A 22,782-nucleotide genomic window follows, 5' to 3' on the forward strand; every position below is an offset into this window, starting at 1 on the left:
GCTGGTCACCCGATTTCGGCTACCGGCGCCGCGGCCCGCGTCTGCTCCTCGTACAGCTGCTCGATCCGGGAGCGCAGCCCGGGCGCGGTTCCCGAGGTGGTCAGGGCAGCGGTCGCCGCGGCGATACCCAACCGGATCGCGTCGTCGAGCCCGTAGCCCCGCGCCGAGCCGACGGCGATACCGCCGACCATCGCGTCCCCCGCGCCGATCCCGCTGCGCACCGGCACCGGTATCGGCGCAAACCATTGCGATCGCTCGGCAGTGACCGCCAAAACCCCCTCGGCGCCGAGCGAGACGACGACGACCTCGGCGACCGAGGCGTTCACGAGTTCGCGCGCCGCGGCGGCCTGCGCGTCGCGATCGGGCAGCGCACGACCGACCAGCTGCGCGAGCTCCCGCACACTCGGCTTGATCAGGAAGACTCCACGCCGGATCGCCCGCAGCGCGGCGCCGGAGGTGTCGAGGATCATCGGAACACCCTGTGCCGCAGCCACATCGGCGAGAATCTGATAGAAATCGGATTCGACCCCGGGCGGGAGGCTGCCGCTGGCGACCACGTAATCCGCTCCGGCCGCGTAATGCTCCACCGCCGCCAGGCAGCGGTGCTGTTCGGCCGGTGTCAGCCGCGGTCCCGGGAAGACGAATCGGTACTGCTCCCCGGTGTCGTCGGCGAACACGGCCAGATTCTCCCGGCTCGGCTCGGCGGTCGCCACGGCATGGGAGGGGACACCCGCCGCCCGCACCAATTGCTCGAGGAACACACCGGTGTGCCCGCCCGCGGGATAGATCGCGGTGACGGGCTCACCGAGCGCCGCCACCGTGCGAGCCACGTTGATACCGCCGCCGCCCGGGTCGAATCGCGGTGCGCTACAGCGCATCTTGTCGGTCGGCAGGACCCGCTCGGTGCGAGCGGCACTATCGATCGCGGGATTCATCGTGAGCGTGACGATCGGCATACGATCCATCTCACGGGATCGGCGGACCGCCGAGTAGGGCATTCCGGTCGGCCCCGGTGGTGACCGAAGTCCCGTGTCCGGCGCGAGCGCTTCTCCTACAGTCGAAGACGAGGAACGTCACCGAACCCGGCCGCTGCCGGAGGGAGGCATCATGGTCCGCAGCACCGCACGACCGGGCTGATCGACCGTGCTCGGCTCCGTCTCTCCGGATACCGACCGCGCGGCCGAGGTGCCCGCTCAGGTCGAAGCCACCGAACCGCTGGACCTGCTTTTGCGGGATCTGCGCAGCTCCCGCGACGGCCTGCCCACTCGCGAGGCGCAACGCCGGCTGATTCACGCGGGGCCCAACACACTGCGGCGCCGGGGCACCCGGCAATGGCCGCGACAGCTGTTGCGCCAGTTCACCCACCCACTCGCGCTGCTGCTGTGGGCCGCGGCGGCGCTGGCGTTCTCCGTCGGCATCGAAGCGGTGGCGATCGCGATTCTGTCGGTGATCATGCTCAACGCCGTCTTCGCCTTCGTTCAGGAACGCCACGCCGAACATGCCGTCGAGGCATTGGCCGCGTTCATTCCGTTGCACGCCACCGTTGTTCGCGACGGGTCGCGCCGAAGCATCGACACCGCCGACCTGGTGCCGGGCGATGTGCTGATCGTCTGCGAAGGGGACAAGATCTCGGCCGATGCCCGCCTGCTCGAGGGCACGGTCGAAGTGGATATGTCGGCGCTGACCGGTGAATCGGTGCCGGTCCACCGCGGCGCCGGGCCGGTCGATTCCACCGTGCCGCTACTGCAGGCCACCGATGTGATCTTCAGCGGCACGGCGTGCACCCAGGGCGAGGCGTCCGCGGTCGTGTTCGCCACCGGTATGCGCACCGAACTGGGCCGGATCGCCTCACTGTCGGAGCGGGTGCGCACCGAGGAGAGTCCGCTCGAACATCAGGTGCGGCGGGTGGCGTGGCTGATCGCGGCGATCTCGGTACTGCTCGGCGCGGCGTTCATTCCGCTGGCGATCTTCGGCGCCGGGCTGCCGTTCCTCGACGCGGTGATCTTCGCGGTCGGGCTGCTGGTCGGCAACGTGCCCGAGGGTCTGCTGCCGGTGATCACCCTGGCCCTGGCCATCGGGGTGCGTCAGCTTGCGGCCCGCGGCGCGGTAGTCAAACGGCTCTCGGCGGTGGAGACGCTGGGATCCACGGACGTGATCTGCACCGACAAGACCGGAACACTGACCGAGAACCGGATGCGGGTGATCACCGTCGCCACCAGCGCCGGTGACACCGACCCCTTCGCCGCCGCCGAGGCGGCGGAACCGGTGCGCCGGGCGGCACGGGCGATGACACTGTGCAACAACGCCCATCCGTCGCCGACCGGCGGGCTCGCCGGCGATGCGACCGATATCGCCGTCCTCGCCGCGGCGGCGGCCCTCGATCCGGCCGCCACGGACGGACATCGCTTGCGGCAGTTCGCTTTCGACTCGGTGCGCAAACGCATGTCCACCCTCGACGACGCCGACGGTGTGCACACCGTCCACGTGAAGGGGGCGCCGGAGACCGTCGTCCCGCTGTGCACGGCGGAGGTGGCGCCGGACGGAACCAGCCGCCCGCTGACCGAGCGGCGGCGCGCCGACGTTCTCGCGACCGTCGACGCGCGGGCTCACGACGGGTACCGGATGCTCGCCGTCGCCGACCGGCCGCTACCCACGGGCCGCCCGGATCCAGCGACACCCGCCGCGGCCGAATCCGATCTCACCCTGCTGGCGGTCGTCAGCATCGTCGATCCGCCACGCCGGGAGGTCCCCGAGGCCGTCGCCCGCTGCCGCACCGCGGGAATCCGGATCGTCGTCATCACCGGCGATCACGGGGCGACCGCCGCCGCCGTCGCCCGCCAGGTCGGTATCGTGCACGGCGCCCCGGCCATCGTCACGGGACCCGAACTCGACGCCATGAGCGAGGCCCAGCTGGACGAACTTCTTGCCGGTGCCGACGAGGTGATCTTCGCCCGGTCCTCCCCCGAGGCCAAACTGCGCATCGCCGACGCCTTGCGCGAGACCGGGCACGTGGTGGCCATGACCGGCGACGGCGCCAACGACGCACCCGCCCTGCGGCGCGCGGACATCGGAATCGCCATGGGCCGCAGCGGTACCGACGTCGCCCGGGAGGCGTCCACGATGGTGCTCACCGACGACGATTTCGCCACGATCGCCGCGGCGGTCGAGTCCGGACGGCGGGTCTACGACAACATCCGCAAGTTCATTTTCTACATCTTCGCCCACGCCACTCCCGAGGTGCTGCCGTTCCTGGTGTTCGCGCTGTCCGGCGGCGCGGTGCCCGTTCCGCTGACGGTGCCGTTGCTGCTCACCTTCGACGTGGGCACCGAGACGCTTCCCGCCCTCGCGTTGGGCCGCGAACGCGCGGAGCCCGGCATCATGCGACGGCCGCCGCGGCCTCGCGGCGAACCGGTGATTCGGCGCCGGATGTTGTTGCGTGCCTGGCTGTTTCTGGGACTCGTATGCGCCGTGCTGGCTCTGGCCGGATTCTTCGTCGTCCTGCTGTCGGCGGGCTGGCACCTCGGCGACACCACCGGTCCGGGCACCGAATTCGACTACGCGCATCGGCAGGCCGTGACGATGTTGTTCGTCGGCATGGTCGCGGGCCAGATCGGCACCGCCTTCGCGGCCCGCACCGAACGCGCGTCACTGTGGTCGATCGGCGTGTTCTCGAATCCGATGCTGTTGTGGGGCATCGGTTTCGAGCTGGCGCTGACCGCCGCGGTGGTCTATGTGCCGCCGCTGCAGGACGCCCTCGGCACCGCGGCACTCGCGCCGTGGATGATCGCGTTCGTCGTCCCGTTCCCGTTCATCGTCTGGGGTTGTGACGAGGTGTATCGGTGGGTGTTGCGCCGCCGAGGCGCCTGAGTCGTCGTGCGCTTGCCCTGTCGAGGAATGTGCGGCGGCTTCAGGCGGTGGCGCGGGCGCGGGCCAGCAGCGTCTCGATCTCGTCGGTGACCGCCGCGGGGATCAGCTCGATATCGGGGGTGGTGTCGTAGTCGCCGGTGATTCCGAAGGTGAACTGACCGGCGTAGCTCAGCATCGCGACCGTGGTGCGCAGCCGCATGGCCACCGGGATACCGGGCCAGACCTGCTCGACCTCGGCGCCCGCGATGCTCAGCCGGTGACGAGGTCCGGGGACGTTGGTCGCGAGCGCGCTGATGCCGCGTTGCGGGAATCGGGTGGCCAGCCGGAAAGCCCACGCCGCCACACCGGCGGGAAGCCGGCCGGCCAGCGTCAGCAGCGACGCCTCCGCCTCCGCCTCGCCACGCGCCCGATGGCGGGCGATGCGCTCGTGCACCGTCTGCAGGCGGTGTACCGGATCGGCGACATCGACCGGCAAGGCGGCGATGACGACCGAAACCCGGTTGTCCATCGCGTATTTCGCCTCGGCCGCGCGCATCGACACCGGTATCACGATCCGCACCGAATCCGCCTGCGGTTCTTCGCCCCGCGCGCTCAGGAGGCGTCGATACGCCCCGGCCAGGGCGGACACCGCGACGTCGTTGACCGTCGCGTCGAACGCGGCACCGACCTCGTGCAGCTGCGCCAGCGAGGTCCGCGCCACCGCATACCGGCGCCGGCGGCCCAGCGGGCCGTTGAGCGACGACGTCGGCGTGGGGACCACGGTATCGCGCAGTACCGGCACCAGCGTGCGTGCCGTGCTGACGGCGAAACGGGAGACGGTGTACGGCAATCGGATCACGGTCCGTGCCGTGGCCCGCAGACTCACGGTGGTGTCCGGCGGCGGCACCGGCAGCTCGGACGGCGACTCCGGCTCCTCGTCGCAGAGACTTTCGAACACCGTGATGCCGGCGATCCCGTCGACCATGCTGTGGTGCGCCTTGACGATCACCGCCCACCGGTCCTCGGCGAGATTGTCGACCACGACGACCTGCCAGAGCGGATGTTCGCGATCGAGGCGGCGGGCGAGCTCCTCGCCCACCAGTTCGCGTAGCGCGTGCTCGTCGCGGGGGCCGGGCAGCGCCGTCCACCGGACGTGGCGTGACAATCGGAAGTCCGGGTCGTCCTCCCAGCTGGGCGCCGTGATGTCCAGCGGTGTGCGCCGCATCCGCTGGCGCAAGCGCTGGTTCCGGCCCAGCGAGCGGGTCACGGTCTCCTCGAACCGTTCCCGGCTGGGCACCGGCCCGGCGACGATCGCGATCGCGGCGATGGCGATGTTGACGTGGCGGTCGCTGTCTTCCAGCTCCATGAAGCCCGTGTCCAGCGGTCCGAATTCGCTCATGGTGGTGGCCCGTTCCGAAACATGCCGGCGTTCTGCCGAGCTGGTGGGTTCAGTCTCGCGCGGTCCGTCATGGCACCGGCAGATGCGAAGGTAGCCGCCGTGAGTGACGAAAGGCGGCACCCCGCGGGCAGTGCTGCTCTGGCGAGAACAACCGGTGGCGCGAGCCGCGTCACGGGTGCGGATGGACGACCAGGACCGGGCACCAGGCGTGCTGCACCAGGGCATGGGACGTGGAGCCGACCAGCGCGCCGAGCACCGCGCCCCGGCCGCGACACCCGACCACCAGCAGTTGCGCGGATTTCGACGACTCCAGCAGCACCGCACCGGGATCGGCCAGCGACACCCGACGCGTCACGGCGACCTCCGGATACTTCTCCTGCCAGCCGGCCAGCCGTTCGGCCAGCACGGCACGTTCGCGCACCTCGACCTCGCGAGCCGAATACAGAATGTGCGGATCATCGGCGAACTGCCCGTAGTAGACGTCGTGGCATACGTGCACGGCGACGAGTTCGGCCCCGCGCTCGGCGGCTTCCTCGAAGGCGGCGCCGATGGCCGCCTCGCTGACCGGCCCGCCGTCGACGCCGACCACGACGGGGCCCTCGGTGTGTACGCGGTCCTTCTCGTGCGGATCGGTCCGTACCACCAGCACCGGCCCGGCCGCATGGGCGGCCACCGCCGACATCGTCGACCCGAAGTGGCCGGGCAGCCGGTGCGTGCCGTGGGCCGCGAGCACCACCACGTAGGCCGACACACTGGCATTCACCAGCGCCCTGGCGGGATCACGGTCGACGACCTCGGTCGAGATCCGCAGCCCCGGCAGCACCGCCCGGACCCGCTGCGCCGACCGTTCGACCAGCACCGCACCGCGCTGACGAGCTGCGGAAAGCATGGCGGCCGCGGGCGAATCGAGCGAGCCGATACCGAGCTTGATCCGGTTCAGGTCCAGCGCGTGCACGATGCGCAGTTCCCGTCCGCGCTGCGCCGCCATACCTGCGGCCCAGTCCACCGCGAGATCGGCGTGCCCGGAACCGTCGACGCCGACCACGACCGCCGCCGCGGCGGAATGTCGGATGTCGGAGGCTGGATCGGGGGTCATGGCGCCCTCCTTCCGTGCGACGACCCGCGAGGTGCTCGGCCGTTGTTCTCAACGGTAGAGACGAGGGCCGATGCCGCGATGCGGCCGAAAGTCCTCATCTGCGCCGCGCGGTCCTGACCTCGCCCCGCCCGATGCGGGACCTTCGTCCGGGGATGTGAGCCGACGGTCCCTGGTGTGTGTTCCGCGCCCGAACCACGATCGATGCAGGAGGTTCTGCCATGTACGCTCGCGACATTCTCAGCCGTCCCGTGGTCACGGTTCACGCGGAAACACCTCTGCCCCAGGCAGTTTCGCAGCTCACCGAGCGCGGATTCGCGGCCCTTCCGGTCGTCGACGAGGACGGGCACGTCATCGGCATGCTCTCGGAATCCGACGCGCTCTCGGCACCGAGTCCGGACGCGACCGTCGGGGCGTCGATGACCACCCCCGCGGAGGTGATCGAGCCGGGGACCGACCTCGCGACCGTCGCCGCCCGCATGCTCACCCGGCGGTTGCGTTCGATGCCGGTCGTCGAAGCGGGAGTTCTGGTCGGCATCGTGGCACGCCGGGATCTGCTGCGCACCCTGATGCGCGACGACGCCGCGGTGGAAGCGAAGGTGCGCGCGCTGCTCGACGACTACGCCGGCAGCCGCCGCCAGTGGACGATCCGCGTCGACGGCGGGCACGCTGTGATCTCCGGCGGATTCGCCGATGCTGCCGAGGAGCGGACGGTGACGGCATTGGCGCTCACCGTCGACGAGATCACCCACGCGGAAACGGTTCCCGGCCCCGGCCCCGTCGCGGGTGCCGCCGGCGCTGCGACGGCGCCGCTGTCGGAGTGGCTGCACCGCAAGGCAGACGAGACCATCGGGTGAGCCACGGGACCGTCCCGTGATCGCCGTGCTGCACGGCGCGTGAAACCGGCCTCCATCGACGCGGTTCGCGGCTCACCTCGGTCGCGAGCCGCGAACCGGTCGGCATTCGATACTGCCGATCACCCCCGAATGATCATCCCCGACGAATCACGCCACCTCGCTGTGACCGACTCCTGCCGATGCGGCGACCTCGTCGTCGCCGGTTCCTTCGACACCTCTATTGTGGTCCACATCACAGTCGCCGAGCAGTATCGGAAGCCATCGCCGGAAGTGCCCATTCGGAGCACCGTCCGGGACGTCCGGCCCGGTGCGAGCCTCGCCTTTCGATGACGTGAGTCCCCGGGCGTTCGGGACCTTCGGCTCTGGCCCGGCGCGGCACGGGCCGTGCGCGGCGGATCGTGCCGGTCACCCGCGGCGGCGATCCTCGTGTAACCGGATGATCGTGTCGCCGAGCAGCGGCGCGATCGAGCACACCTCGATCTTCCCGGTGTCCGCATCGTGAAAGACACTGTCGGTCACGACGATCCGGCGCAGTCCGAGTTCGTGCAAGCGCGCCGCCGCCCCCTCGGTCAGGGGACCGTGGGTCGCAGCCACGAGCGTGTCGGCGGCCCGGTACCGCACCAGGTGGGCGGCCGCCTCGATCGTCGCTCCGGTGCAGATCATGTCGTCGACGAGGGCGACGGGGCATCCGGTGACCTCCCCGAGCAGATCCAGTGCGCGCACGCTCGTATCGCTCATCCGGTGCTTACGCACCACCGCGACCGATGCGCGCAGGGCGGCGGCGAAATGTTCGGCGCGCTCACCGGCGCCCAGGTCGGGGGCGACGACCACACCCCGGCCGATCATGGCCGGCTCCAGTTCGCTCGCGAGCAGCGGCACCGCGGTCAGGATCTCGACCGGGACGGGGCAGATCGCCTCGAGTGCGGGCGTGTGCGGGTCGACCACGACCAGCCGGTCGGCGCCCGCGTGCGCGATGGCTTCGGCCGCCACCCTGGCGCCGATCGCCTCGCCCGCCACCGTGCCGCGGTCCTGACGGGCATAGCCGAAGTACGGGACCACCGCGGTGATCCGGTCCGCGCCGGCGCGGCGGCAGGCGTCGATCAGCAGCAGCAACTCGACCATGTGCTCGCCGACCGGTGGCGATGTCGGCTGCACGATGTACACATCGTCACCGGAGACGTCGGCCACGACCACGCGCCGTTCTCCGCCGGTCGTCGGCTGCGCGTCGCAGCACTCCGGCGATTGCCCGCCCACCCGCGCGACCACGGCATCGGCCAGCGACGGGTTGGCGCTGCCGCGGATGATTCGCAGCGCGCTCATCGCGCCCCGGCACCCGTCTCGGGATTCCCGGTGAGGAAGTCGACGCAGGTGCGGATCGTGGCCAGCCGTGGATAGTCGGCCTCGGCGATCGGCTCCTCGCGCAGACCCGACAGCCGTTCGACGAAGGTCAGGAAATCCAGCGAATCCAGTTCCAGGGTGGTGCGCAGTGGCTCGTCCGGTCCGAGTGCGGTGAGTTCGGCGTCGGTGGCGAATCCGCGCAGTGCCGCGCGGACCGCGCTGTCGGCCGATTGCCGGGAAACAGTGGTGGACATGGCTTCACAACTCCTGGGGTTGATGCAGCAGGTCGGCGACCGTGTGCAGGAATCGGGCGCCGGTCGCGCCGTCGCTGGCGCGATGATCGGCAGAGAGGGTGACGGTCACCTGCGGCCGCACACCGAGCAGACCGTCGACAGCGCACGGCCGATCGGTGACGGCGCCCAACCCGACGATCGCGACCTGCGGCACGGCGATCACGCCGAATACCGACTCCACGCCGAGATCGCCGAGGTTGGTGACCGTGATGGTGGCCGCGGTCGCGTCCGAGGAGCGCAGCCGGCCGGAGCGGGCGCGCTCCACCACCGACCGCATCGCGGCCATCATGTCCGCCGCGTCCAAGGTGTCGGCGTCGGGAATCGTCGGCACGATGATGCCCCCGCCGCGCAGCGACACCACGACGCCGAGGTGCACCGCGGACGCCGGACGGAACTCGTCGTCGATCCACTCTCCGTTGAGCTGCGGCACCCGGCGGGCAGCCCCGGCGACTGCACGGAACAACAAGGCGGCCATCACGATTCGCTCGGAGAGCGGAGCGCCGGCGTTGCGCTCCCGCAGCAGGTCGGCGGCGGCCGAGACGTCGACGACATCGGACAGGTAGTAGTGCGGGACGGTTCGTTTGGACCGTTCCATCGTCGCGGCGATCGCCGAGCGCATCGCGGCCGCGTCGCGTGCGCCTGGGGACGGCGGTGGCGTGGCGGTTTCCGCGCGAACCGTCTCGTCCTCCGACGGCTCGGCCGCAGCGGGTGCGGGGACACCCTCGGCCGGAAGGTCGCGGGCGCGCACGGCGCCGGCCGGCCCGCTGCCGGACAGGCCGGACAGGTCGAGCTCCCGCGCTTCGGCGAGCCGCCGCGCGAAACCGGAGGCACGCGCGACGCCCGGCTGCGCGGCGGACCGTTCGGCAGCGTCCGCCACCTCGGATGCGGATGTGAGCCCGGGCGCGGCGGGCGCTGGTGGGGATGTGGACGCGGATGCAGGCGCGGGTGCAGGTGCGGGTGAGCGTGCGGATTTCTGCTGTGCGACAGCGGCTTCGATATCACTCCGCAGGACGCGGCCGCCCGGCCCGGAGCCGTGCACACTCGCCGGATCCAGTCCCGCCTCTTCCGCCAGCCGGTGGATCAGGGGTGTCATCCGAGCGGGTTCCGCGATCGGTGCCGCGGATACCGTCGATTCGGGCGCTACGGATGCCGGTTGTTCGAGGGATCCGGGTCGTCCGCCCGAATCCGAGGGTGCGACGGACGGCACCGGTTCGACGCGCACCCCCGGCACGGTTTCCGCCTTCCCGTTCCCACTGCTCGGTACACCGGCACTGATCGTCGCCAGCACGGCTCCCACCGGAACGGTCTGTCCCTCGGGTACGCGGATCTCGTCCAGGACACCGTCGTCGAAGCATTCGATCTCGATCGCGGCCTTGGTGGTGTCGACCTCCGCGACGATGTCCCCGCGTTTCACCGGGTCGCCGGGGTGAACGAACCAGTGCGTCACGGTGCCCTCGGTCATGTCGGCGCCCAGCGACGGCATCCGGAATTCCGTCATCTCATCCCACCGCTTTCCGGATCGCGGCCAGCACCCCGGACGGGTCCGGCAGTGCGGCGTCCTCCAGCTGACGTGCGTACGGGATGGGCACCTCGGCGCCGCACACCCGGCCGATCGGCGCATCCAGGTCGTAATAGGCGTATTCGGCCGCGCGAGCGGCGATCTCGGCGGCGATACTCACACTGCGCCAGGCTTCGTCCACGATCACGAGGCGGTGGGTGCGGCGTACCGAATCCAGCACCGTCGCCTCGTCCAGGGGACGCAGCGAGCGCAGATCGACGACCTCGACCGCGATACCCTCGGTTGCCGCGAGGTCGGCGGCGGCCAGGGCCACCGGCACGGTCGCACCGTAGGCGACCAGAGTGACATCGGTGCCGCTGCGCCGGATCGCCGCCGCATCGATATCGACGGCACCGGCCCCCTCGGGCAGCTCGTATCCGCTGTTGTACAACGAGATCGGCTCGAAGATCACCACCGGGTCCGGATCCTGCAACGCCGTCCACAACATGCCTCGCGCGTCCGCGACGGTGGCGGGGCACACCACCCGCAGACCGGGAATGTGGGCGTAGAACGCCTCCAGGCTGTGCGAATGCTGAGCAGCGAGCTGGCGGCCCGGACCGGTCGCCATCCGGATGACCAGCGGCACGCCGAGTTGCCCGCCGGACATGTGCCGCAGCGTGGCGGCGTTGTTGAGTATCTGGTCCAGCGCGAGCAGGCTGAAGTTGATCGTCATGATCTCGACGATGGGCCGCATGCCGGCCAGGGCCGCACCGATCCCCGCGCCGACGAACGCCGATTCGCTCAGCGGCGTATCGCGAATCCGTTCGGGCCCGAATTCGTCGAGCAACCCGCGGCTCACGCCGAAGCATCCGCCGTAGGCGCCCACGTCCTCGCCCATGAGGAAGATCCGTTCGTCGCGAAGCAGCGCCTCGCGCACCGCCTCCCGCACCGCCTCTCGATAGGTGGTCATGGCCGCTCCGCGTAGACGTGCCGGGTCAGTTCGGACACCGGCTCGGCCGGTGCCGCCTCGGCGGCGGCGATGGCGGCGTCGAGTTCCTCGTCGGCCTGCGCCTCGTACCGCCGCACGTCCTCGTCGGTCAGTTCTCCGGCGTCGCGCAGCCGTTCGGTCAGCAGCCGGAGGGGATCGCGTTCGCGCCACCGCGCGATTTCGGCCTTGTCGCGATATCGATCGGCGTCGTAGAGCGAATGCGCCCGGAACCGGTAGGTGCGCAGTTCCAGGAAGCAGGGGCCGCCTCCGGCCCGGATCGAGGTGACGGCGCGCCGGGTCGCGGCGGCGACAGCGGTCGCGTCCATCCCGTCGACCGGCCAGGCCGCCATGCCGTAGCCTGTCGCGCGCAGCGCGAGGTCGGTCGCGGCGTGTTCGCGGGCCAGCGCGGTGCCCATCGCGTATCGGTTGTTCTCGCAGGCGAAGAGCACGGGCAGCCGCCACAGCGCGGCCAGGTTCATACATTCGTGGAATTCGCCCTCGGCCATCGCGCCGTCGCCGAACAGGCACACCGTGATCCGATCGCGTCCGGTCATGGCGTCGGCCAATGCCAGGCCCACCGCGATCGGCAGTCCGCCGCCGACGATCGCGTTCCCGCCGTAGAAGCGCCGCCGCGCGTCGAACAGATGCATCGAGCCGCCCCGGCCGTGGCTGCAGCCGGTGGTGCGGCCGAACATCTCGGCCATGAGGTCGGTCATGGGGATGCCGCGGGCCAGCGCGTGACCGTGCTCGCGGTAGGTCGAGACCACCGCGTCGTCGGCGCCGATCTCGCTCAGCAGTCCGGCGGCCACCGCCTCCTCGCCGACGTACAGGTGCAGGAATCCGCGGATCCGCTCGGCGCTGTAGAGCTGCACACAACGTTCCTCGAAGCGCCGGATGCGGATCATCTGCCGCAGCAGCGCCTTTGGATCCGTTCCGGCGGCGTCCCCGGGCGTCGCCACGGCCTGCGCCGGGGCGTGGCCGTCGGTCTCGATCGTGCTCATCGCACCGTCTCCAGGGCCGATACGTCACCTTCGGGCAATCCGAGTTCGTGTGCCTTCAACAGCCGGCGCATCACCTTCCCGGAGCGGGTATGCGGCAGCGCGTCGACGAAGTCGATACGTTTGGGAGCCACCGCGCCCAGGGCGCGGCGGCCGAACGCGGTGAGTTCGTCGCGCAGGTCGTCACTCGGCTGGAAACCCTTGCGCACCACCACGAATGCCTTGACCAGCTCCCCGGCCACCGGATCGGGGGTTCCGATGACACCGGCCTCGGCGACCGCGGGATGTGACATGAGAACGCTTTCCACCTCGAACGGCCCGACCAGATGTCCGGCGGATTTGATGACATCGTCGGCGCGCCCGACGAACCAGAAGTAACCGTCGCTGTCGCGCCGGGCCAGATCGCCGGTGAGGTACCAGCCGCCGGCGAACGCGTCCGCGTAGCGAGCGGGGTCGTTCAGGTAGCCGCGGAACATCGACGGCCAGCCCGCCCGCAGTGCCAGCTCACCCACTTCCCCGGTACCGGCAGCGGTCACGTCGCCGTCGGTGATCGCCGCGCGCCCGCTTGCGCCGCGGCGCAGGATCGTGGCCTCCACGCCGGGCAGTGGCCGCCCCATCGAACCGGGACGAACCTGTGCCGCAGCGATATTGGCGATCATGATGGCCCCGGTTTCGGTCTGCCACCAGTTGTCGTGCACCGGGTGCCCGAGCACCCGCTGCCCCCACACCACGACTTCGGGATTGAGCGGCTCGCCGACGCTGGCCACGAAGCGCAGGCACGACAGGTCCGTGCTCGGCGGCAGCTCGTCGCCACGGCGCATCAGCATCCGCAGGGCGGTGGGCGCGGTGTACCAGACGGACACCCGCTCCGCGGTGAGGATGTCGTACCAGCGTTGCGGATCGAATTCCGCCTCGTCGCTGATCACCGTGGCGCCGAGGCACAGCGGCGCGATCACCCCGTACGACATGCCGGTCACCCAGCCCGGGTCCGCGGTGCACCAGAACACGTCGCCGCCGCGCAGGTCCAGCGCGGCGCGCGCGGTGGCCCGGTGCGCCACGACGGCGCCGTGCACGTGCACCGCGCCCTTGGGACGTCCGGTGGTTCCGCTGGTGAAGTGCAGGAGCGCGGGGTCTTCGAATTGGGTTCGCACGATGGGGAATTCGCTGTCGGCGGCGGCCATGGCCGCGGGCAGCGATACCACGCCGGACAGGTCGGTCTCGCCGTCGACGACGATGACGTGCCGGAGGGCGGGCAGTGTGTCGCGGATCGGCGCGACCTTGCGGCGATAGTGGGCCGCGGTGGTCACCAGGGTGCTCGCCTCGGCCAGGTCCAGCCGCTGACGCACCGGTTCGGGGCCGAAGGCCGAGAACAGCGGGGAGACGACACATCCGGCCTTCCACGCGCCCAGGCACGCGAGATACAACTCCGGAGTGCGTCCCAGCAGCAGGCACACCCGCTCACCCCGATACACCTCGAGGTCGCGCAGCACGTGGGCGAACTTGTTGCTCAGCCGGACCAGGTCCGCGCAGTCGAGCTCGGTCACGCCACCGGTGATCGGCAGCCAGCGCAACGACGGGGCGGGCCCGGCCGGCGCCTCGAGGTGGCGGTCGACGGCCTCGACGGCGATGTTGACCCCGCCGCCGGGCAGCCCGGCGAGTTCGGAGCGGGCCGCGGACCAGGAGAAGTCGCGTCGCGCCCGGCCGTAGTCGGGAAGGGTCGCGGCCGCGATATCGGCCGCCGACTTCTCGATCGGCGCCCATCGCGACGGCGTCGCGGTTTCCGCGTCGTACGGGCTCGCGTCGTTCCGGCTCATCGCGCCTCCGTCTCCCGTGCCGTCCGTCTGCTCGACTTCCAGTCAACGGCGCGGCGCCCGGTCACGGGGAGGGCGGAAAGACCCTAGCGGCGATGACATCCGTCGCGGCGACGCCACCGGCGACAACGGTCAGTCGGGAACGTTGCGCGCGAGTTCGTCCAGCCACGCCGCGGCGGGAGCGTCGCTCGGCGCGCGCCAGTCCCCGCGCGGCGACAGCGATCCGCCGGACCCGACCTTGGGCGCATTCGGCAGGGTCGATCGTTTGAACTGGCTGGTCTGCACGAAGCGGCGCAGGAATTCGGCCAGCCAGTGCTTGATCGTGGCGAGGTCGTATTCGTGACGCTGATCCTCGGGGATCAGGTCCGGCCAGCCGCCGCGGGTGCGGTCACCCCAGGCGTGTTCGGCCAGGTAGGCGATGCGGCTGGGCCGGAATCCGAACCGCAGCAGGTGATAGAGGTGGAAGTCCTGCAATTCGTACGGGCCCACTGTGGCCTCGGAACTCTGCAGCGCCGCGCCGGGAACCAGCTCCGGTGAGATCTCGGTCTCCAGGACCGAGTGCAGCACCGCACTCGCCTCCGGGCCGAGCTCACCGCGGTCGGCGGTCCAGGCGATCAGATACTTGATCAGCGTTTTGGGCACCGAGGCGTTCACGCTGTAGTGCGACATATGGTCGCCGACGCCGAAAGTGCACCAGCCCAGCGCCAATTCGCTCAGGTCCCCGGTCCCGACGACCATGCCGTGATGCATGTTCGCCAGGCGGAACAGATGCGAGGTGCGCTCCCCGGCCTGCACGTTCTCGTAGGTGATGTCGTAGACGGGCGCGCCGTCGGCCGCCGGATGACCGAGATCGCGCAGCATCTGCGTCGCCGACGGCCGGATATCGATCTCGCCGGCGCTCGCCCCGACGGCGCGCATCAGCCGGCGCGCGTTCTCCAGCGTCCGCGTGCTCGTGGCGAAGCCGGGCATGGTGTAGGCGAGCACATTCGACCGCGGCAGGCCCAGCCGGTCCATGGTCTGCGCCGCGACGATGAGCGCGAGAGTGGAATCGAGGCCGCCGGACACCCCGATCACGAGGTGCTGGGATCCGGTGGCGGCCAGCCGCGTGGCGAGCCCGGCGACCTGGATGTGATGGACCTCGGCACAGCGCGCGTTGCGGCTGCCGGGGTCGGCCGGGACGTAGGGAAAGCGCGGGACCTCCCGACGCAGCGGTGGTGCGCCGTCCGGGATCGGCGCCTCGAATTCGATCCGCCGGAATCGGGTGACCCGCTCGAGGAAATCGTGACCGTTGTCGGTGAAACTGTTGAGCCGCAGCCGATCCGCGGCCAGCCGCTGCAGATCGATATCCGCGGTGACCAGTTGCGGTTCGGCGGCGAAGCGTTCACTTTCGGCCAGCAGGTTGCCGTTCTCGCAGATCAGCGCCTGACCGTCCCACGCCATATCCGTGGTGGACTCGCCCTGCCCGGCCGCGGTGTACAGATAGGCCGCGATATTGCGCGCCGAGGTCGACACACACAGTTCCCTGCGGTAGTCCGCCTTGCCGACGACGATATTGCTCGCCGACAGATTCGTCAGCACCGTGGCGCCGGCCAGTGCCGCGAAGATGTTGGGCGGCAACGGAACCCACGCGTCCTGGCAGATCTCGACCGCCAGCACCAATCCGGGCAGATTCACCGCCTCGAACAGCAGGTCGGCGCCGAAGGGCACCCGCTGCCCGGCGACGGTGGTGTGGTCGTCGACGGCGTCGCGGGCCGCGGAGAACTGCCGCTTCTCGTAGAACTCCTGGAAATTCGGCAGGTAGCTCTTCGGCACGACCCCCAGGACGCGGCCGCGGTCGATGATCAACGCGCAGTTGAACAGTCGCTCCCGCACCCGCAGCGGAGCCCCGACGATCAGCACGCTGCCGATGTCCGCGCTCTCGGCGACCACGCGGTCCACGGCCGCTCGCACCGCGTCGTCGAGCGCCTCCTGGTGGAACAGGTCCTCGGCGGAGTAGCCGGAGAGGCCGAGTTCCGGAAACAGCGTGAGCACCACGGAATCGGCGGCGGCCCGCCGCGCGAGCAGCAGTGTCTGCTCGGCGTTGTACTCGGGATCGGCGACCCGCATCGCGGGCACGGCGACGCCGACGCGCACGAATCCGTGCCGGTACAGCGATCGGAACGGTAACTCGCGCGCCACGGCGGCCTCCTGCAATCCACGGCCGCCGGGCCGGCGTCCGGCGCGGGGGCCGGCTAGGGACCGAGCGTCCGCATTCGACGGGTGTATTCCTCGTCGTCTATCTCACCACGGGCGAAGCGCTCGGCGAGGATCTGTTGCGGGGACGGACCCCGGTCGTCCCGGTCGAGGGCGGCGGTATCGGGCCGGCCGGCGTAGCGGAGCAGGGCCACGATCGCCACGACCACCAGCACCCAGAAGATCACCATGCCCGCGAACATCAACCCGTAACCCCAACCGCCCAGGCCGGTGCCGTACCACATCATCATCGCCGTAATTCCTCACTCCATCGACGGATCTGCGTTCTCCTCGGACCCGACCGGATCACATCGGCATCGGGCAGATCCCCATCTGGGCCAGCCACATCACCACGGCGTGCATTGCTTGCATCATCGACGATTGCATATCCATCTCGATCATCTCCTCCGGGCGCGGTTCACTTCCGCGTCCGCGATCCAGCCTGATCGACGCGACCGGCCGGTGGCAGGGGCGAAAGACCTCACCGACCGGCCGTCGGTCCCCACGCCGGAACGTCGGCGCCGGCCCGGATGTGCTCGGCGTCCTCGAGGGACATTGGTCCCGGGAGGCCGGGAATCTCGCCCCTCCCCCAGGGCCCGGCGCCGGCACAGACTGGCGGTAGGCGCGCCGATCGCCGGTTCGACGCATCGACGCGCCTCGGCGTGTGGCCCGTGCGGTCGCGCGACGACCGAAATGTTCCGCGGGCCGGTGTGATGACACCGGGAGCGAGGTGGCCGGATGTTGCACGAGACAATCCCTTTGGGCCGGGTGGCGGGTATCCGCATCGGCGCGCACTGGTCGGTGCTGGTCACCGTGGCGCTGTTCGTCTGGCTGCTCGGCGTGCAATTGCGCGACAGCGGCAGCCCGGCCTTCACCTGGACGGTTGCGGCGTTCGCCGCACTGACGCTGTTCGCCTCTCTGACCGCACACGAGCTGGCGCATTCGATCGTCGCCCTGCGCCACGGGGTGCGGGTCGAGCGCATCGTGCTCTGGCTGCTGGGCGGGGCGTCCGAACTCGGCGACGAGCCGCCCGACGCGCGCAGCGATTTCCGGATCGCGATCGCCGGTCCGGCGACGAGTCTGGTGCTGGGCGGACTGTTCGCCGTCGTCGCGGTGGCCGTGGACAGCGGGCGGCCCGACAGCGCCGTCACCGCGGCGCTCGCCTGGCTCGCCGCCACGAATATCGTTCTGGGACTGTTCAATCTGCTGCCCGGCGCGCCGCTCGACGGCGGCCGGGTGGTGCGGGCCATCGTCTGGTGGCGGACCGGCGACCGGTTGCGTGCCACCACCGTGGCCGCGCGCGGCGGCCGGTTGCTCGGCACCGTGCTCGTCGTGCTGGGCGCCGTCGACATCATCGTGTTCCGCCAGTTCGGCGGGCTGTGGCTGATGCTGCTGGGCTGGTTCCTGCAGACCGCCGCCAACAGCGAACTCGCGGCAGCGGGGCTGCGGCATCGGCTGGGCAACACCACGGTTCGCGAGGTCATGACCGCGAATCCGATGGCGGTGCCGGGCGATTGGACGATCACCCAGCTGCTGGCCTCCAGCGCCCCGCAGACCGGGCACAGCATATTTCCGGTCGTCGACGCCCTCGGCCATCCGATCGGTGTCGTCGCCTGGTCGGATCTCACGACGACCGCCGCACCGGCTCGTGACACGACCTTTCTGCGCTCGGTCGCACGTCCGTTACGGACAGCCGCGATCGTCGGACAGGACGATCTGCTCGCCGATGTCGCCACCCGGGTCGTGCTGCGCCCCAAACTCGATGCCATCACGGTGGTCGACCCGGCCGGCCGGCTGACCGGCGTCGTCACCGCCACCGATCTGGCGACCGCCTGCGACCGCTCCGCGCTCGGCCTGCCCGCCGGCAGCGCCGCCGCGAGACCGGGACCCGCGCCCGCCTCCCATCCGCCGGTCACCACTACTCACTCCCGCAGGCCACAGCCATGACGGCAGCACCTGTCCTGCGTGATTCCTCGCAGCCGATCTTCCGCGACCGCTGCGAGGCCGGTCGTGTGCTGGGCGGACTGCTCGAGCACTACCGCGACCACTCCGGTGTCGTCGTGCTCGGCCTCGCGCGCGGTGGGGTACCGGTGGCCTGGGAGGTCGCCGCCGCCCTGCACGCGCCGCTGGACACGCTCGTCGTCCGCAAACTCGGGGCACCGGGACATCCGGAATTCGCCATCGGCGCCCTCGCACCCGACGGCCGGATCGTGGTCAACGACGATGCGATCCGCGGACTGCACGTGACCGCCGAACAGATCCGATCCGTCGCACGAGAAGAGGCGGCGGAGCTGGCGCGTCGGGAACGCGCCTATCGCGGTGACCGGCCACCGGCGCCGATCGCGGGCCGCACGGTGATCCTCGTCGACGACGGTCTGGCGACCGGAGCCACCATGTTCGCGGCGGTGGAGGCGATTCGCGCGGGTGAGCCCGACCGCATCGTGGTCGCGGTGCCGGCCGCCCCCGAATCGACCTGCCGGGAGTTCGACGCGCTGGTGGACGAGATGGTCTGTGCCACCATGCCGTCGCCGTTCCTCGCGGTCGGCGAGTCGTTCTGGGATTTCACCCAGGTCGGTGACGACGAGGTGCGGCAGCTGCTGACGACGCCGACCGTCGACGCGCCGGCCACCGGCACCGATTCGGCCACCCTCACCGATCCCGCCGCCGTGGTCGATGCCGCCGCGATCGAGGCTCCCGAAGGCGTGCCGCCGCACCACGTGCTGGACGAGCTCATCGGCGATGCCCGGTTCGTCCTGATCGGCGAGAGCTCGCACGGCACCCACGAGTTCTATGCCGCCCGCGCGGCCATCACGCGCTGGCTGATCTCGGAGAAGGGGTTCACCGCGGTCGCCGCCGAGGCCGACTGGCCCGACGCCTACCTCGTCGACCGCTTCGTTCGCGGCATCGGCGACTCCTCCCCCACGCTCGCGCTGCGCGGGTTCGAACGCTTCCCCACCTGGATGTGGCGCAATACCGTGGTCCGCGATTTCGTGGGCTGGTTGCGGCTGCACAACGACTATCAGCGCCGGATCGGCGCGGCGCAGGCCGGGTTCTACGGGCTCGACCTGTACAGCATGCACCGTTCGATGCGGCACGTGATCGACTATCTGCGGCAGGTCGATCCCGACGCGGCGCAGCGCGCCGAGCACCGCTACGCCTGTTTCGATCGCACCAGCGACCACGACGGGCAGGCCTACGGGTTCGGCGCCGCATTCGGTGCGGGCCATTCGTGTCAGGCCGAGGTGGTGCGTCAGCTGGTCGACCTGCAACGCAACGCCGCGGCGCATCGACAGGCCGGCGACGGCGAGGCCTCGTTCGACGCGTTGCGCAACGCGTGGACGGTCCGCAACGCCGAGGCCTACTACCGGGCGATGTTCGGCGATCGGGTGTCGTCGTGGAACCTGCGCGACGAACACATGGCCGACACCCTCGACGCGCTGGCCGGCCACCTCGGGCGCGACGGCACTCCCGCGCGAGTGGTGGTCTGGGCGCACAATTCCCACATCGGTGACGCCCGCGCGACGGAAATGGGCGCCGAGGGCCAGCTGTCACTGGGACAGCTCGTCCGCGAACGCCACGGAAACGATTGCCGCACCATCGGTTTCACCACCAGCCACGGCACCGTGACCGCGGCGAGTGAATGGGACGGCGAGGCCGAGTGCAAGGACGTCCGCCCGGCCCTGCGCAGCAGCGTCGAGGAGCTGCTGCACGACACCGGACGCGACAGCTTCCTGATCCGCACCGATACCCCCGACGCCGCCACCGAACTGCTGCGCGACCCGCGGCTCGAACGCGCCATCGGCGTGATCTATCAGCCGACCACCGAGCGGCACAGCCACTACTTCCACTCGCGGCCGGCCGACCGCTACGACGCGATCATCCACATCGACCGGACCACCGCCCTGCGGCCGCTGGAACCGTCACACCGATGGACCGCCGCGAGCACACCGGACACCTACCCCAGCGGTCTGTGATCCGGGGCGGTGGGCGACCGGATCGAGGACCTTCGACCATGTTCCCGGCCGCCGCGACGCGCGAGTCTGGGCATCGAGACACTTTTCAGCAGATCGGAGCCGTGATGGGCGACTATGTGGCAAGTCTGAACGATATTCGGCTGACCGATGCCGGCCAGGTGGGCGGCAAGGGGGCCAATCTCGGTGAGATGGTCGCGGCGAAGCTCCCCGTGCCGCCCGGATTCGTGATCCTGCGATCGACCTACGAGACCGCCGTCGCCGACGGGCCGCACGGGCCCGAGATCGACTCCCTGCATGCCGAGGCGCTGCGCAGCGCCGTCGCCGCGGACGACGCGGGCCGCGCGCAGCTCGACCTGCTGTGTTCCCGCATGCGCGACCTGGTGCACGAGACCCGGCTCGATGGGGCGATCGAGGAGGCGATCGTGAACGAGTACCACCGGCTCGGCGACCGGGTACGCGTCGCGGTGCGGTCCTCGGCGGTCGGCGAGGACAGCGCCGATGCCTCGTTCGCCGGAATGAACTTGTCGCGCACCAATATTCGTGGCGACGCCGAGCTTCTCGACGCGGTCCGGGAATGCTGGGCGTCCCTGTTCACCCCGCGCGTTCTCACCTACCGTGCCCGCCGCGGCATGGACCGGCGGCCGGAAATGGCGGTGGTCGTGCAGCAGATGGTCGCGGTCCGGTGCGCGGGCGTGGCGTTCACCGCCGACCCGACCACCGGCAGGCGGGACCGGGTCGTCATCGACGCCGCGCGCGGACAGGGTGAAGTGGTCGTATCCGGCGCGGTCGAGCCCGACACCTACGTCTTCGCCGCGGACGGCCCGACGCTGACCGAATCCCGCAGGGGTGCACAGAGTTTCGCCATCTTCGCCGACGAAGACGGTGACCGCCGCGTCGACCTCCCGGACGACGAATCGCATCGGCCGGTGCTGACCACCGACGAGGCCACCGCGGTCGCGCGCCTCGCGCTCGAAGTCCAGCAGCACTACGGCCGCCCCCAGGACGTCGAGTGGGCCTTCGACGACCAGCGGCTGTGGCTGGTGCAGGCGCGGCCGATCACCACACTGCCCGACGAAACACCCTCGGTGGCACCGGAAGAGACGCCTGCAGCCGTCTTGCTGCAGGGTCTGCCGGCCGCCCCCGGACGAGCCCGCGGCGCGGTGCGCATCCTGCGTTCACCCGCCGAGGGATCGGCGCTGCGCGACGGGGAGATCCTGGTCGCGCCGATGACCAATCCGGACTGGCTGCCGACGATTGCGCGGGCGGCGGCCTTGGTCACCGACAGCGGCGGCATGACCTGTCACGCCGCAATCGTGGCCCGCGAACTGGGTATCCCCTGCGTCGTCGGCGCGCGGACCGCCACCACATCCCTGCACGACGGCCAGCGCATCGTCGTGGACGCGAAGGCCGGCCGGATTCGTGCGGACAGCCCGGAAGAGCGGGCTGCCGAGACGGCAACCGCGTCCGCGCCTGCCGCGACCACCACCATGCAGCCGCAGGCGGCCCCGGTCACCGAGACCACCGGAACGAAAATCTATGTCAACCTCGCCCTGCCCGAAATCGCCGAGCGCGTCGCCGATTCCGACGTCGACGGCGTCGGCCTGCTGCGCGCCGAAACCCTCTTGACGCGCGCACTGGGCGGCCGCCATCCCCGCGCGGTGATCGCCGCGGGCGACGAGAACGAATTCGTCGCCACCCTGGCCGAATCCCTGCGCCGCATCGCCGTGGCCTTCGCCCCGCGCCCGGTCGTCTACCGCGCAACGGATCTGCGCAGCAACGAATTTCGCACGCTCACCGGCGGTGAGGGTTTCGAGCCGAACGAACGCAACCCGATGATCGGATATCGCGGCTGCTACCGCTACGTCCACGAACCGGATGTGTTCCGGCTGGAGCTGGCGGCGCTGGCCCATGTGCGCGAATACACGCCGAATCTGCATCTGATGATCCCGTTCGTGCGCACCCGCTGGGAACTGGCCGCATGCCTGGAACTGGTGGACGCCTCGCCGCTGGGCCACGACCGGGGTATGCACCGGTGGATCATGGCGGAGGTGCCGTCGGTCGTGCACTGGCTGCCCGAGTACGTGCGGCTCGGGATCGACGGTGTGTCGATCGGGAGCAACGATCTCACGCAGCTGATCCTGGGTGTGGACCGCGATTCCGAGGAGTGCGCCGAACTGTTCGACGAATCGGATCCGGCCGTCCTGCATGCCATCCGGCGCATCGTCACCTCGGCACGCGAACTGGGCATCACGTCGTCGCTGTGCGGGCAGGCCCCGTCCACCCGGCCCGAATTCGCCGAACATCTCGTCGCGGCGGGGATCACCTCGATTTCGGTCACCCCGGACGCGGTGCGCAACGCCCGCCGCACGGTGGCCGCAGCCGAGCGCCGGTTACTGCTCGAACGATGTGTACACGGTGACGAGCGGCGATTGCCGTGATGCCGGCGTCGCGGACC

16 protein-coding genes are annotated in these 22,782 nt (G+C 70.5%); 5 read left to right on the forward strand and 11 right to left on the reverse strand.

Features of this window, described 5'->3' with window-relative positions; all coding sequences use genetic code 11:
* Positions 1 to 5: 5 nt before the first annotated feature.
* On the reverse strand, positions 6 to 956 hold the full coding sequence (locus C8258_RS00615) for a 1-phosphofructokinase family hexose kinase (protein WP_106953971.1): 951 nt from the start codon (positions 954 to 956) through the stop codon (positions 6 to 8).
* A 187-nt stretch (positions 957 to 1,143) separates the two neighbouring features.
* Between C8258_RS00615 and C8258_RS00620 the strand changes: the two genes are divergently transcribed.
* A complete protein-coding gene (locus tag C8258_RS00620) occupies positions 1,144 to 3,867 on the forward strand; it encodes a cation-transporting P-type ATPase (RefSeq protein ID WP_106953394.1) in 2,724 nt (907 codons plus the stop codon).
* A 40-nt stretch (positions 3,868 to 3,907) separates the two neighbouring features.
* Here C8258_RS00620 and C8258_RS00625 read toward each other — a convergent pair whose 3' ends face one another.
* Both C8258_RS00625 and C8258_RS00630 read right to left on the reverse strand, forming a co-directional pair.
* Positions 3,908 to 5,245 carry a wax ester/triacylglycerol synthase family O-acyltransferase gene (locus C8258_RS00625; RefSeq protein ID WP_106953395.1) on the reverse strand — a complete coding sequence of 446 codons (1,338 nt, stop codon included), beginning with the start codon at positions 5,243 to 5,245 and terminating at the stop codon, positions 3,908 to 3,910.
* A gap of 169 nt (positions 5,246 to 5,414) precedes the next feature.
* On the reverse strand, positions 5,415 to 6,341 hold the full coding sequence (locus C8258_RS00630; protein WP_106953396.1) for a universal stress protein: 927 nt from the start codon (positions 6,339 to 6,341) through the stop codon (positions 5,415 to 5,417).
* A gap of 218 nt (positions 6,342 to 6,559) precedes the next feature.
* Here C8258_RS00630 and C8258_RS00635 point away from each other — a divergent pair, with 218 nt between their 5' ends.
* Positions 6,560 to 7,195: an HPP family protein gene (locus C8258_RS00635; protein WP_106953397.1), complete on the forward strand. Its 636-nt coding sequence runs from the start codon at positions 6,560 to 6,562 to the stop codon at positions 7,193 to 7,195.
* A 405-nt stretch (positions 7,196 to 7,600) separates the two neighbouring features.
* On the opposite strand, the gene C8258_RS00645 is transcribed toward C8258_RS00635, so the two are convergent.
* From C8258_RS00645 to C8258_RS00680, 8 genes are all read right to left on the reverse strand, one after another.
* Entirely contained in the window at positions 7,601 to 8,515 is a 915-nt protein-coding gene (locus tag C8258_RS00645) for a ribose-phosphate pyrophosphokinase (RefSeq protein WP_106953399.1), read from the reverse strand.
* A complete protein-coding gene (locus C8258_RS00650; protein ID WP_106953400.1) occupies positions 8,512 to 8,787 on the reverse strand; it encodes a phosphopantetheine-binding protein in 276 nt (91 codons plus the stop codon). The genes C8258_RS00645 and C8258_RS00650 overlap by 4 nt, the downstream gene beginning before the upstream one ends.
* Positions 8,788 to 8,791: 4 nt before the next feature.
* Positions 8,792 to 10,324, reverse strand: a complete 1,533-nt coding sequence (locus tag C8258_RS00655) for a 2-oxo acid dehydrogenase subunit E2 (protein ID WP_106953401.1) — start codon at positions 10,322 to 10,324, stop codon at positions 8,792 to 8,794.
* A 1-nt stretch (position 10,325) separates the two neighbouring features.
* Entirely contained in the window at positions 10,326 to 11,294 is a 969-nt protein-coding gene (locus C8258_RS00660; RefSeq protein WP_106953402.1) for an alpha-ketoacid dehydrogenase subunit beta, read from the reverse strand.
* A complete protein-coding gene (gene pdhA / locus C8258_RS00665) occupies positions 11,291 to 12,313 on the reverse strand; it encodes a pyruvate dehydrogenase (acetyl-transferring) E1 component subunit alpha (protein ID WP_199195524.1) in 1,023 nt (340 codons plus the stop codon). Before pdhA ends, C8258_RS00660 begins: the two co-directional genes overlap by 4 nt.
* Positions 12,310 to 14,124 carry an acetate--CoA ligase gene (gene acsA, locus C8258_RS00670; RefSeq protein ID WP_106953403.1) on the reverse strand — a complete coding sequence of 605 codons (1,815 nt, stop codon included), beginning with the start codon at positions 14,122 to 14,124 and terminating at the stop codon, positions 12,310 to 12,312. The genes pdhA and acsA overlap by 4 nt, the downstream gene beginning before the upstream one ends.
* Before the next feature lie 129 nt (positions 14,125 to 14,253).
* Complete coding sequence (locus C8258_RS00675) at positions 14,254 to 16,299, reverse strand: NAD(+) synthase (RefSeq protein WP_106953973.1); 2,046 nt, start codon at positions 16,297 to 16,299, stop codon at positions 14,254 to 14,256.
* Between the two features lie 53 nt (positions 16,300 to 16,352).
* Complete coding sequence (locus C8258_RS00680) at positions 16,353 to 16,604, reverse strand: SHOCT domain-containing protein (RefSeq protein WP_104389977.1); 252 nt, start codon at positions 16,602 to 16,604, stop codon at positions 16,353 to 16,355.
* 487 nt (positions 16,605 to 17,091) lie between these two features.
* Here C8258_RS00680 and C8258_RS00685 point away from each other — a divergent pair, with 487 nt between their 5' ends.
* The 3 genes from C8258_RS00685 to ppsA all read left to right on the forward strand — a co-directional run bounded on the left by C8258_RS00685 (position 17,092) and on the right by ppsA (position 22,765).
* Positions 17,092 to 18,300 carry a site-2 protease family protein gene (locus tag C8258_RS00685; RefSeq protein ID WP_106953404.1) on the forward strand — a complete coding sequence of 403 codons (1,209 nt, stop codon included), beginning with the start codon at positions 17,092 to 17,094 and terminating at the stop codon, positions 18,298 to 18,300.
* Positions 18,297 to 20,327, forward strand: coding sequence for an erythromycin esterase family protein (locus C8258_RS00690; protein ID WP_106953405.1), 2,031 nt, complete (start codon positions 18,297 to 18,299; stop codon positions 20,325 to 20,327). Before C8258_RS00685 ends, C8258_RS00690 begins: the two co-directional genes overlap by 4 nt.
* 104 nt (positions 20,328 to 20,431) lie before the next feature.
* Positions 20,432 to 22,765: a phosphoenolpyruvate synthase gene (gene ppsA, locus C8258_RS00695; RefSeq protein WP_199195525.1), complete on the forward strand. Its 2,334-nt coding sequence runs from the start codon at positions 20,432 to 20,434 to the stop codon at positions 22,763 to 22,765.
* Positions 22,766 to 22,782 lie beyond the last annotated feature (17 nt).

The sequence above is a fragment of the Nocardia sp. MDA0666 genome (assembly GCF_003023875.1).
GTDB classification, from domain to species: domain Bacteria; phylum Actinomycetota; class Actinomycetes; order Mycobacteriales; family Mycobacteriaceae; genus Nocardia; species Nocardia aobensis.

Bases quoted from the DNA above. Each gene is read 5' to 3' on its own strand.
- C8258_RS00655 (WP_106953401.1), bottom strand. From the start codon at position 10,324: ATGACGGAATTCCGGATGCCGTCGCTGGGCGCCGACATGACCGAGGGC.
- C8258_RS00660 (WP_106953402.1), bottom strand. From the start codon at position 11,294: ATGACCACCTATCGAGAGGCGGTGCGGGAGGCGGTGCGCGAGGCGCTG.
- C8258_RS00615 (WP_106953971.1), bottom strand. From the start codon at position 956: ATGCCGATCGTCACGCTCACGATGAATCCCGCGATCGATAGTGCCGCT.
- C8258_RS00650 (WP_106953400.1), bottom strand. From the start codon at position 8,787: ATGTCCACCACTGTTTCCCGGCAATCGGCCGACAGCGCGGTCCGCGCG.
- pdhA (WP_199195524.1), bottom strand. From the start codon at position 12,313: ATGAGCACGATCGAGACCGACGGCCACGCCCCGGCGCAGGCCGTGGCG.
- acsA (WP_106953403.1), bottom strand. From the start codon at position 14,124: ATGAGCCGGAACGACGCGAGCCCGTACGACGCGGAAACCGCGACGCCG.
- C8258_RS00680 (WP_104389977.1), bottom strand. From the start codon at position 16,604: ATGATGATGTGGTACGGCACCGGCCTGGGCGGTTGGGGTTACGGGTTG.
- ppsA (WP_199195525.1), top strand. From the start codon at position 20,432: ATGGGCGACTATGTGGCAAGTCTGAACGATATTCGGCTGACCGATGCC.
- C8258_RS00630 (WP_106953396.1), bottom strand. From the start codon at position 6,341: ATGACCCCCGATCCAGCCTCCGACATCCGACATTCCGCCGCGGCGGCG.
- C8258_RS00635 (WP_106953397.1), top strand. From the start codon at position 6,560: ATGTACGCTCGCGACATTCTCAGCCGTCCCGTGGTCACGGTTCACGCG.
- C8258_RS00685 (WP_106953404.1), top strand. From the start codon at position 17,092: ATGTTGCACGAGACAATCCCTTTGGGCCGGGTGGCGGGTATCCGCATC.
- C8258_RS00625 (WP_106953395.1), bottom strand. From the start codon at position 5,245: ATGAGCGAATTCGGACCGCTGGACACGGGCTTCATGGAGCTGGAAGAC.
- C8258_RS00645 (WP_106953399.1), bottom strand. From the start codon at position 8,515: ATGAGCGCGCTGCGAATCATCCGCGGCAGCGCCAACCCGTCGCTGGCC.
- C8258_RS00690 (WP_106953405.1), top strand. From the start codon at position 18,297: ATGACGGCAGCACCTGTCCTGCGTGATTCCTCGCAGCCGATCTTCCGC.